The sequence below is a fragment of the Hydrogenophaga borbori genome (genome assembly GCF_003417535.1).
In the GTDB taxonomy this organism is placed as follows: domain Bacteria; phylum Pseudomonadota; class Gammaproteobacteria; order Burkholderiales; family Burkholderiaceae_C; genus Hydrogenophaga; species Hydrogenophaga borbori.
The window spans coordinates 312,323-322,739 of the sequence record NZ_QVLS01000005.1 but is presented as its reverse complement, the minus strand read 5'-3'; the positions used below and the strand labels follow the sequence as shown (position 1 = coordinate 322,739).

The following is a 10,417-nucleotide window of genomic DNA, read 5'->3' as shown; positions in this document are numbered from 1 at the left end:
CACCACCAGGTGCTCGCCACGGCGCAAACCCGCCTCGTGCAGTCCGCACGCCAGACCCCTCACCAGCCGCAGCATCTCGCCCCAGCTCGTCGTCTGCCAGATCCCGTACGCCTTCTCTCGCATCGCGGGTCGGTTGGGGTGTCGGGCGGCCTGCTGTTTCAGCTGGCGGGGGAAAGTGGTGTCCACGGAAAGGCTTTCTCAGAGAGGCACGTGTTGTTGGCGCGCGGCCAGGAAGCGGTCCTTGAGCTGGCGGTCGCTGGAGCCCGCCACCACGCCTTCGCCGTAGGACCAGTGCTCGAGGCCCAGCGGCACCCCCAGGCTCACGGCCTCGCACAGGCGCTGCACGGCCAGGCGGCCGTGACCGAAGCGCATGCTGCGTTCCAGCAAGGCGAGCGCGATGCGCTGGCTCTGCTCGCGTTGCACGGGCGAGGCACCGGGCGCGGCGCCGCGGCGGACCTGGCGCTTGAGCGAGCGCAACTGCTGGCGCCCGCCACGCGCGGGCGGCGAAGGCGGCGACGGTCTCATGCCGGTCCGTCCCCGGCCACCTCGACCGGCTTGTCGATCACGTACACCACGCCATTGAGCAGCGCGACGTGCGCGTCGTCGCGCGCGCGCGAAACCCGCACCTGGTAAGTGCCGATCTTTCGCGAGCGCGCCACCTCGGTGGCGTGCGCGATCAGCCACTCGCCCTCTTCCACCGCGGTGGAGATGCTCATCTGGGAGTCGACCAGCGTGGCAATGCTGCCGTACGTGTTGCAAGCCAGGCCGAGCGCCATGTCGCCGAGCGAGAAGATCGCGCCACCATGGCACCGCTTGTTGAAGTTGATGTGCATGCGCTGCACGCGCATGCGCAGCTTCACTTCACCGGGCGCGGCGTACAGCAGCTGCATGCCCATGGCCTGGCCGAAGCCATCGGCGCCCAGGCAGCGCGTGACCAAGGCCCGGGCCTGTTGCGCGCCACCGGGGGCGTGGCGCAGGCCGCGCTGCGGTCGCTGCTCCAGCCATTCCACCAGCGCGTCCATGCCTTCGCCGGACGGCGCGGACACCTTCTTCACCACCGGCGTCCATTCGGCGTGGCGGCGCAGGCCGATCATGGCGTTCAGGTCGGACTCGGTGCGGCGCGCGTCGGGCAGGTCGGCCTTGGTGACGACAAAGATGTCGGCGATTTCAAGAACGCCGGCCTTGATGGCCTGCACGTCGTCGCCCAGGCCCGGCGGGCAGGCCACGACCCGCGTGTCGGCGTAGCGCGTGATCTCCACCTCGGACTGGCCCGCGCCCACCGTCTCGACGATCACCACGTCGAAGCCAGCGGCGTCGAAGACGTCGATCACGTCGCCGGCCGCGGCGGCCAGGCCACCCAGGTGGCCGCGCGAGGCGAGCGAACGGATGAAGACGCCCTCGTCGGACTGGCGCTCGCCCATGCGGATGCGGTCGCCGAGCACGGCGCCGCCGGTGAAGGGGCTGGACGGATCGACCGCCACCACGGCCACGGTGCGACCGCGCTGGCGCAGGCCCACGATGAGCGCGGACACCAGCGTGGACTTGCCCGCGCCCGGTGGCCCGGTGACGCCGATGACATGCGCGCGGCCGGTGCGCCCAGCCACCGCCTGGCGCACGTCGTGCGCGCGCTCGTCGTTGCTTTCCAGGCTGCTGATGGCCCGCGCGAGGGTCAGGCGATCGCCGCAGGCGATGCGTTCGCTGAGGGTATTGATCAAGGCGATCACACCATCGTCAAGGGTTGACCGAAGCCGAGTTCCTTGCGCAGCGTGCCGCAGATCTCGCCGTGGGTGGCGCCGGCCTCGGCCGCCCGGACCACGTGCTCGAACACGTTCTGCTCGCGGTCGTTGGCCGAGCGCGCGAGCGCGGCGATGGCCTTGTCGACCTCGGCATTCGAGCGGTTCTTCTTGTAGGCGCCGAGGCGTTCCACGTAGGCACGCATGCGCTCGGGCGCCGGGTACTCGAGCGAGGGGTAGGTGGCCGGGTCTTCCTCCACCTGGTAGGCGTTGACGCCCACGATGGTCTGCTCGCCCGTGTCGACCCGCTTCTGGAAAGCCAGCGCGGACTCGCCGATCATCTGCTGCACGATGCCCTTCTCGACCGCCTGGTACATGCCACCGGCGCCGTCGATCATGTCGATGATGGCGTTGATGCGCTCCTCCATCTGGTCGGTGAGCGACTCGATGTAGTACGAGCCACCCAGCGGGTCGATCACGTCGGTGAGGTGGGCCTCCTCGCGCAGGATGTTCTGCGTGGCCACGGCGATGCGCGCGGCCTCGGTCTTGGGCGTGGACAACACCTCGTCGTAGGCGTCGGTGTGCAGCGACTGAAGGCCACCGAAGATGCCCGCCATGGCCTGCGTGGTGACGCGCGCGATGTTGTTGAGCGGCTGCTGGCGCGTGAGGTCCACGCCCGAGGTCTGACCGTGGAACTTGAAGCGCCAGGAGCGCGGGTCCTTGGCGCCGAAGCGCTCGCGGCACAGGCGCGCCCAGACGCGGCGGCCGGCGCGGAATTTGGCCACTTCCTCGAAGAAGCTGATCGAGATGTCGAAGAAGAAGGTGAAGCGCGGCAGGAACTGGTCCGGGTCCATGCCGGCGGCGATGCAGTCCTCGGCGTACTGGATGCCCGAGCACAGCGTGAAGGCCATGGCTTCGGCGGGCGTGGCGCCCGCCTGCTGCATGTGCTGGCCGACGATGGACAGCGGGTTCCAGTGGGGCACCTGCGCGTTGCAGAAGCGGATGTGGTCCACGATGACCCGGCGCGCGCCCTGCAGCGCGAGGCGGAAAAACATGTGGTTGGCCACGAAGTGCGAGATGCAGTCGCTCTGATTGGAGGTGCCGGTGATGCGCGTCCACGGAATGCCGCGGCGTCGCGCCACCGCGAGCTCGAAGGCCAGCAGGGTGAACGGCGAGGGGTCGTTCATCGCGGTGGAGATGCTGTCGATGGGCACACCATCGAGCGCGACCTGCATGTCGTCGGCGTTGTTGACCACGGTGCCACAGGTGCCGAGCAACTCGGCCGGCACCTCGTCGGCGTCGTAGCCGCGAAACACCGAGTTGCAGGGAATCAGCGACAGCGCCGAGGCGCCCAGGCCCAGGATCTCCTTGACGCGGACGTTGTAGTCCTCGGGCACGCCCAGGCCGATGAGCTGGCGCTGCGACCAGCTGCGGCCCCGGTACATGGTGGAATAGATGCCGCGCGTGAATGGGTACTGGCCCGGATAGCCCAGGCTCTCCGCGTAGGACTCGGCGCGCCGGTCGCTGGGCGTGTACAGCGGCTTGACCGGGATGCCCGAGCGGTTGTGCACGGTGGCATCGCCCGGCACCGCCTTGGCGAACTCATCGGCCCAGCGCTGTTCGCCTTCGGGCACGGACGCGGCGTGCAGGTGCTTGTCGACGGCGTTCATGCTTGCGCTCCTTGCAGTTCGCGGCGCTTGGTCGTGAGCGCCTTCACGTGCTCGACCACTTCGTCCAGCGAGGTGCCCGGGTGGAACACCCGCGCCACGCCGCTCTCGAGCAACACACCTTCGTCCTTGTGCGGCACGATGCCACCGACGATCACCTGCACGTCGCCCAGGCCGGCCTCGCGCAGCGCGGCCATGAGCTGGGGCACGATGAGGTGATCGGTGGCCAGCGAGGAGATGCCGATCACGTCGGCGTCCTCTTCCAACGCCAGCTTCACCACGGTGGGAATTTCCTGCCACGGCGGCGTGTAGATCACTTCCATGCCCGCGTCGCGCAGGCAGGCCGCGATCACGCGGCTGCCACGGTCGTGGCCATCAAATCCGATCTTGGTGACGATCACCCTAGGCGGACGCTTCAACATCCTGCTTCTCCTTGACCAGCCCCACGAATTTCCGCGCCAGGGCGCGTGGGGTATCGCGTCCTTGGGGGTCGAACCAGAAAGGCGCCCAGTTCAGGGCGCCCATGAGCATCAGTCGCATCGAGCGGCGGTCGATGCCGGGCGCCAGCGGCAGGCCAGCAATGGCTTCGCGGAAGTAGCGCTCGTGGTTGCCGCGCAGATCGCGCAGGCGATCGGCGATGCGGGGAATGTCGTCGGGCAGCACGCGGATCAGCACCTGCGCGTAGTCGCTGTCGCGCAGCACGGTCTCCAGGTGGGCGCGGCACAGGGCCTCGAGCCGCTGCCAGGGATCGGCCTCGCGCGCCACGGCGGCGGCGGAAGCGGTTTCCAGCGCCTGCACGCCGGCGGCGTACACGGCCAGCAGCAGCTCGTCCTTCGAAGGGAAGTGGTAGTAGACCGAGCCCGCGAGCATCTTGGCCTCCACCGCGATGTCGCGCATGGACGTGCCCGCGTAGCCATGCAGCGCGAACAACCGCGCGGCTGCGTCGAGCAGATCGGGCAGGCGGTTGTCGGAGCGTGGACCCCGGGAGGTCTTGGTGGCGGCCGGCATATAAAAAGCAATCGTTCGTTAGGTTTAAGTGTGATTCCAGATTTGGCCGGTGTCAACCGGCACCCACCCAGGGTTTTCTTGGATCCGCCGTTCATCGGCTTGTGGGCCGCGCCACCGGCCGGGGTGTCGATGCCGCGTGGGCTGGGCCGTCGTGGTGATGCAATGCCCTATTGCGATCACTCAACACACACAGGAGAACCCCATGCGATTCATCGTGATGGTCAAGGCCACGGCCGACAGCGAAGCGGGCGTGATGCCCACCGAACAGGAGCTGGCCGAGATGGGCCGCTTCAACGAAGAACTGGTGAAGGCCGGCGTGATGGTCTCGGGCGAAGGCCTGCACCCGAGTTCGCAGGGCGCGCGCGTGCGCTTCTCGGGCCAGCAGCGCAGCGTGATCGACGGCCCCTTCGCCGAGACCAAGGAGCTCGTCGCCGGCTTCTGGATCTGGCAGTGCGCCTCGCTGCAGGAAGCCATCGACTGGGTCAAGCGCTGCCCCAACCCCATGCGCAGCGACTCGGAGATCGAAATCCGCCGCGTCTTCGAGGCCGAGGACTTCGGCGAGGCCTTCACGCCCGAGCTGCGTGAACAGGAGGAGCGGCTGCGCGAACAGCTGAGCGCGCAGCACAAGCGCTGAGACAGCGGGTTTCCTTATTGAGGGGGCACCAGCCTTCGGTTCATCGCTTGAATTCTTCAGGCAAGCATCACATGTGATACTGTACATAAATACAGTATCTGGATGCCATGCCCTCCCCCTCGGCCGAGCCTTCGGCCCTCCCCCCGTCCGCGGCGCCCTGGCCGCGCCGCGTGGCCGACGCCCTCTGGCGCGGCCATGAGATCGGCGCGCCGCTGGCGCGCGTGCACCCCTCGGGCTGGGACGCGCTGGACCGCGAGCTGCCCGGCGGCGGCTGGCCCTGCCGCGCGCTCACCGAGGTCTTGCAGGCCCGCGCCGGCGCCCATGAGTGGCGCCTGCTCGCGCCCTGCCTGCCGCGCCTGGCCAGCGCGGGGCGCCGCCTGGCCCTGGTGGGGCCGCCCTGGGTGCCGCATGGGCCGGGGCTGCAGCAGCTGGGACTGCCGGCGCGCCAGCTGATCTGGGTACAAGCCGACAGCGAGGCCGAGCGCCTGTGGGCGAGCGAGCAACTCATCCGCGCCAACGCCTGCGGTGCGCTGCTGGCCTGGCTGCCGCAGGCCAGCCCCGAGGCCTTGCGCCGTCTGCAAGTGAGCGCGCAAGGCAACGACGGCCTGGTGCTGCTGTTCCGCCCGCGGGCCGCGCGGCACCAGGCCTCGCCCGCGCCGCTGCGCCTGCTGGTGCAGCACAGCCCCGACTGGGCCCTGCGCGTGCGCCTGCTCAAGCGCCGCGGCCCGCCGCACGACAGCGAATTGCGCCTGCCCTCGGTGCCTGGCACGCTGGACGCCGTGATCACGCCGCGCCTGCGCGCGCTGGGCCGATGGACCCCTGAAAGCGAGGAGGCCGCCGATGTGGTGGGCCGCACTGATCCTTCCCGAAGCGAGCGGCGACAGCGGCAGCGCGCCTGAAGCGCCAGGACGGCGCCTCGCCGAACTGGGCACCTGGGCCTTGCAATTCACGCCGCGGGTGGCACAGGTCGAGGGCGCCACGCTCATGGAGCTGGAGGCCAGCCAACGCCTGTTCGGCGGCCAGGCGGCGCTGCGCGAGCGCGTGCGCGAGGCGGCCGCGGCCGAGTTCGGCATCCACCGCATCGGCTGGGCCCCCACCGGCCTGGCCGCGCTGGCCTTCGCGCGCGCGGGTGTCGAGGGCATCGACCCCGGTGTGCCGCTGGCGCACGCCCTGGATCGCTTGCCGATGGACACGCTCGGTGCCGTGGCCCCGCACCGCGGCACGCTCGCGCGCCTGGGCTGCCGCACGCTGGGCGACCTGCGCCGCCTGCCGCGCGCGGGCCTGGGCCGGCGCTTCGACGCCGCGCTGCTGGAGGCGCTGGACCAGGCCCATGGCCAACGCCCCGAGACACACGGCTGGCTCGCGCCCCCCGAGACCTTTCGCGCGCGGCTGGAACTGATGTCGCGCGTGGAAGACGCGCCTTCGCTCATGTATGGCGCGCACCGTCTGCTGCTGCGTCTGGGTGGCTGGCTGAGCGCGCGGCACCGCGGCGTCACGGCCTTCGCGCTGCGCTGGGCGCACGACGCCCTGCGCGCGCGCGCCGCGGGCGAAGGCGGCGAACTGGTGTTGCGCACGCGCACGCCCACGCGCCGCGTCGAGCACCTGACGCGCCTGCTCGCCGAGCACCTGGCGCGCACCGAACTGCTGGCCCCGGTGGGTGAGCTGGAACTGGAGGCCCTGGACACGCAGCCGCTGGCGCCGCCCAGCGCCTCGCTCCTGCCCGACGACGGCGCGAGCGACGCCGCGCTGGACGACGCCCTGGAGCGCCTCGCGGCGCGGCTGGGCGCGGCGCGCGTGCTGCGGCCCGTGCCGCTGGACGACCACCGGCTCGAGCACATGCAGCGCTGGCAGCCTGTGGGCGAACCCCTGCCGCGTGCCCGTCCCGCGCCCTGCGCCGCCGACCGAACGCCGCAGCCGAGCTGGGTGCTGCCCCAGCCCTTGCGACTGCCGGTGCGCGATCACCGGCCCGTGTACCGCGAGACGCTGCAACTCATCGCCGGGCCGCACCGCGTGGAAGGCGGCTGGTGGGACCGCGCGCCCGGCGGCGTCCAGCACCGCCACGCGCAGCGCGACTACTTCGTCGCGTTCGACGCTCGGGCGGGCGTGCTCTGGGTGTTCCAGGAACGCCTGGCCGACGAAGGCGGCGCCTGGTACCTGCATGGGGTGTTTGCATGAACACGCCCGCCCTGCCCGCCTACGCCGAACTGCACTGCCTCAGCAACTTCACCTTTCTGCGCGGCGCCAGCCACCCCAAGGAACTGGTGCGGCGCGCGGCGCAACTGGGCTATGCCGCGCTGGCCATCGCCGACGAATGCTCCATGGCCGGCGTGGTGCGCGCGCACGTGGAGGCCAAGGCGCGCGGCCTGCCACTGATCATCGGCGCGCAGTTCCGCGTGGACGACGCGCCCTTCACACTGGTCGCGCTGGCGCAGAACCGCAACGGCTATGGGAACCTGTGCGAGCTGATCTCGCGGCTGCGCCGCGCCAGCCCGACCAAAGGCGAATACCGCCTTCGCCTGGCCGACATCGACCCCACGGCGCTGGCCGATTGCCTGGTGCTCGCCGCGCCCGAGCGCGGCACGTCGCTGCCGCGCCTGATCGAACTCGCGCGCTGGCTGCTCACCGGCTTCAGCGGGCGCTGCTGGTTCGCGGTCACGCTGCTGCGCCAGCTCGACGACGAGGCCTGGCTCGCGCGCCTGCGCGAAACCGGCGAACTCAGCGCCATCCCGCTCGTGGCCACGGGCGACGTGCTGATGCACCGGCGCTCGCGCCAGGCCCTGCAGGACGTGCTCAGCGCCACGCGTCTGGGCCGCCCGCTCAACGACTGCGGCCGGCAGTTGCAGCCCAACGCCGAGCGCCACCTGCGCTCGCGGCTGCGCCTGTCCACCACCTACCCGGCCGATCTGCTGGCCGAGACCTTGCGCGTGGCCGAGCGCTGCGCCTTCTCGCTCGACGAGTTGCGTTACCAGTACCCGGCCGAGGTGGTGCCCCGAGGGCGAACGCCCGCGTCCTACCTGCGCGAACTCACGGAACGGGGCGCGGCGCGGCGCTGGCCCGCGGGCACACCCGACAAGGTGCGCGCGCAGATCGAACACGAACTCGCGCTCATCGCCGAGCTGCGCTATGAGCACTACTTCCTCACCGTGGCCGACATCGTGCGCTTCGCGCGCGGGGAAAAGATCCTGTGCCAGGGCCGCGGCAGCGCGGCCAACTCGGTGGTCTGCTACTGCCTGGGCGTGACCGAGGTCGATCCGCAGCGCCAGACCGTGCTGTTCGAACGCTTCCTCAGCAAGGAGCGCAACGAGCCGCCCGACATCGACATCGACTTCGAGCACGAACGGCGCGAGGAGGTGATCCAGTACCTCTACCGAAAGTACGGCCGCGAGCGCGCCGCGCTCACCGCCACCGTCATCACCTACCACCGGCGCAGCGCCATCCGCGACGTGGGCAAGGCCCTGGGTTTCGACGCCGAGGTCATCGACCGCCTGGCCAAGGAGCAGCAGTGGTTCGACGGCCGAACGCCGTCAGCCGAACGCCTGCTGGCCGTGGGACTGCGGCCCGACGACCTGGCCGTGCGCCAGCTCATCGACCTGGTCGGCGTGCTCACGGGCGAGGCCATCGGCCAACAGGAGGACAAGGCCAGCGACGTGTTCACGGGCTTTCCGCGCCACCTCTCGCAGCACGTGGGCGGCTTCGTGCTCACGCAGGACCCGCTCACGCGCCTGGTGCCGGTGGAGAACGCGGCCATGGAAGGCCGCACCGTGATCGAGTGGGACAAGGACGACCTCGACGCCCTGGGTCTGCTCAAGGTGGACGTGCTCGCGCTGGGCATGCTCACTGCGCTGCGCAAGGCCCTGGTCTCCATCGGCCAGCAACGCGGCCGCCCCTTCGAGCTGCAGGACATCCCCGACGGCGACGATCCCACCTACGACATGATCTGCGAGGCCGACACCATCGGCGTGTTCCAGATCGAATCGCGCGCGCAGCAGAGCATGCTGCCGCGCCTGCGGCCCCGCACCTTCTACGACCTGGTGATCGAGGTCGCGATCGTGCGGCCCGGCCCCATCCAGGGCGGCATGGTGCACCCCTACCTGAACCGGCGGCAGGGGAAAGAGCCGGTGAACTTCGAGAAAGACGAACTCAAACCCGCGCTCGAGCGCACCCTGGGCGTGCCCGTGTTCCAGGAGCAGGTCATGCAGCTGGCCATCATCGCCGCCGGCTTCACACCCGGCGAAGCCGACGAGCTGCGCCGCGCCATGGCCGCGTGGAAGCGCAAGGGTGGCCTGCACAAGTACCACGAGAAGATCGTCAAGGGCATGACCGGCAACGGCTACTCGGTCGAATTCGCCGAGCGCATCTACCAGCAGATCCACGGCTTCTCGGACTACGGCTTTCCCGAGAGCCACGCCGCGAGCTTCGCGCTGCTGGTCTACGCCTCCTGCTGGATCAAATGCCACCACCCGGCCGCCTTCCTGGTCGCGATGCTCAACAGCCAACCGCTGGGCTTCTACACGCCCAGCCAGCTGGTGCAGGACGCGCAGCGCCATGGCGTGGTGGTGCGCCCGGTGGACGTGTGCCACAGCGACCGGGACTGCACGCTGGAAGACCTGCCGCGCGAACCCGCGGTGCGCCTGGGCCTGAACCGCGTGGGCGGCCTGTCGCGCGCGGCGGCGGACCGCATCGCCGCCGCGCGCCGCGACGCGCCTTTCCAGGACGCCGAAGACCTCGCGCGGCGCGCGGGCCTGGACCAGCGCGAGCTGCAGGCCCTGGCCGCGGCCGACGCGCTGATCGGCCTGTCCGGCCACCGGCGCCTGCAGATGTGGGACGCGGCGGCCCTGCGCGCGCCGCCCGCGCTGCTGCGCCAGGCCCCCGTGCACGAGGCGCCCATCGAACTGCCGCCCGCGCCCGAGGGCGAGGCCATCGTCTGGGACTACGCGGCCACGCGCCTGACGCTGCGCCGCCACCCGTTGGCCTTGCTGCGGCCGCAGCTGAGCGCGCGGCGCCTGATGACGGCCGAGGAACTCAAGACCTTGCCCGACAAACGCTTCGCGCGCGCCTGCGGCATCGTCACCGTGCGCCAGCAGCCGCAGACGGCCAACGGCACCATCTTCGTTTCCCTGGAGGACGAGACCGGCGCGGTGCAGGTGATCGTCTGGCGCCATGTGCGCGAGCGCCAGCGCGCCGAGCTGCTGCACGCGCGGCTGCTCGCAGTGCACGGCGTGTGGCAGCGCGAGGGCCCGCTGTGCAACCTGATCGCGGGACGGTTGGAAGACCTCACCCCGTTGCTCGGTCGGCTGGCGACCGAAAGCCGGGATTTCCACTGATTCGCTTTCGGGACCTCGTGTTTGTTGACGCCGTCCCCCTTCTTCTCATGA

At 70.6% G+C, this 10,417-nt stretch carries 10 protein-coding genes; 4 read left to right on the top strand and 6 right to left on the bottom strand.

Translation table 11 applies throughout. The annotated features are described in order from the left end of the window. From DY262_RS21895 to DY262_RS10485, 6 genes are all read right to left on the bottom strand, one after another. Window positions 1-186, bottom strand: a 186-nt coding sequence (locus DY262_RS21895; RefSeq protein ID WP_147326209.1) for an AMP-binding protein, incomplete at its 3' end; no start/stop codon positions are given. Window positions 187-198: 12 nt separating this feature from the next. After that, window positions 199-525: a hypothetical protein gene (locus DY262_RS10505; protein ID WP_147326208.1), complete on the bottom strand. Its 327-nt coding sequence runs from the start codon at window positions 523-525 to the stop codon at window positions 199-201. Beyond that, on the bottom strand, window positions 522-1,715 hold the full coding sequence (gene meaB / locus DY262_RS21780) for a methylmalonyl Co-A mutase-associated GTPase MeaB (RefSeq protein ID WP_220377556.1): 1,194 nt from the start codon (window positions 1,713-1,715) through the stop codon (window positions 522-524). The genes DY262_RS10505 and meaB overlap by 4 nt, the downstream gene beginning before the upstream one ends. 5 nt (window positions 1,716-1,720) lie before the next feature. Then, window positions 1,721-3,403: an acyl-CoA mutase large subunit family protein gene (locus tag DY262_RS10495; RefSeq protein ID WP_116958814.1), complete on the bottom strand. Its 1,683-nt coding sequence runs from the start codon at window positions 3,401-3,403 to the stop codon at window positions 1,721-1,723. After that, on the bottom strand, window positions 3,400-3,822 hold the full coding sequence (locus DY262_RS10490) for a cobalamin B12-binding domain-containing protein (RefSeq protein ID WP_116958837.1): 423 nt from the start codon (window positions 3,820-3,822) through the stop codon (window positions 3,400-3,402). The genes DY262_RS10495 and DY262_RS10490 overlap by 4 nt, the downstream gene beginning before the upstream one ends. Then, on the bottom strand, window positions 3,803-4,408 hold the full coding sequence (locus DY262_RS10485; protein WP_116958813.1) for a TetR/AcrR family transcriptional regulator: 606 nt from the start codon (window positions 4,406-4,408) through the stop codon (window positions 3,803-3,805). The genes DY262_RS10490 and DY262_RS10485 overlap by 20 nt, the downstream gene beginning before the upstream one ends. A 202-nt stretch (window positions 4,409-4,610) precedes the next feature. Between DY262_RS10485 and DY262_RS10480 the strand changes: the two genes are divergently transcribed. The 4 genes from DY262_RS10480 to DY262_RS10465 all read left to right on the top strand — a co-directional run bounded on the left by DY262_RS10480 (window position 4,611) and on the right by DY262_RS10465 (window position 10,366). Further along, the gene (locus tag DY262_RS10480) at window positions 4,611-5,042 is read left to right on the top strand and encodes a YciI family protein (protein WP_116958812.1); all 432 of its coding nucleotides are present in this window, start codon (window positions 4,611-4,613) and stop codon (window positions 5,040-5,042) included. Between the two features lie 107 nt (window positions 5,043-5,149). Next, a complete protein-coding gene (imuA, locus tag DY262_RS10475; RefSeq protein WP_116958811.1) occupies window positions 5,150-5,941 on the top strand; it encodes a translesion DNA synthesis-associated protein ImuA in 792 nt (263 codons plus the stop codon). Then, window positions 5,883-7,217: a Y-family DNA polymerase gene (locus tag DY262_RS10470; protein WP_116958810.1), complete on the top strand. Its 1,335-nt coding sequence runs from the start codon at window positions 5,883-5,885 to the stop codon at window positions 7,215-7,217. The genes imuA and DY262_RS10470 overlap by 59 nt, the downstream gene beginning before the upstream one ends. After that, window positions 7,214-10,366 carry an error-prone DNA polymerase gene (locus DY262_RS10465; RefSeq protein WP_116958809.1) on the top strand — a complete coding sequence of 1,051 codons (3,153 nt, stop codon included), beginning with the start codon at window positions 7,214-7,216 and terminating at the stop codon, window positions 10,364-10,366. Before DY262_RS10470 ends, DY262_RS10465 begins: the two co-directional genes overlap by 4 nt. Window positions 10,367-10,417: the final 51 nt, after the last annotated feature.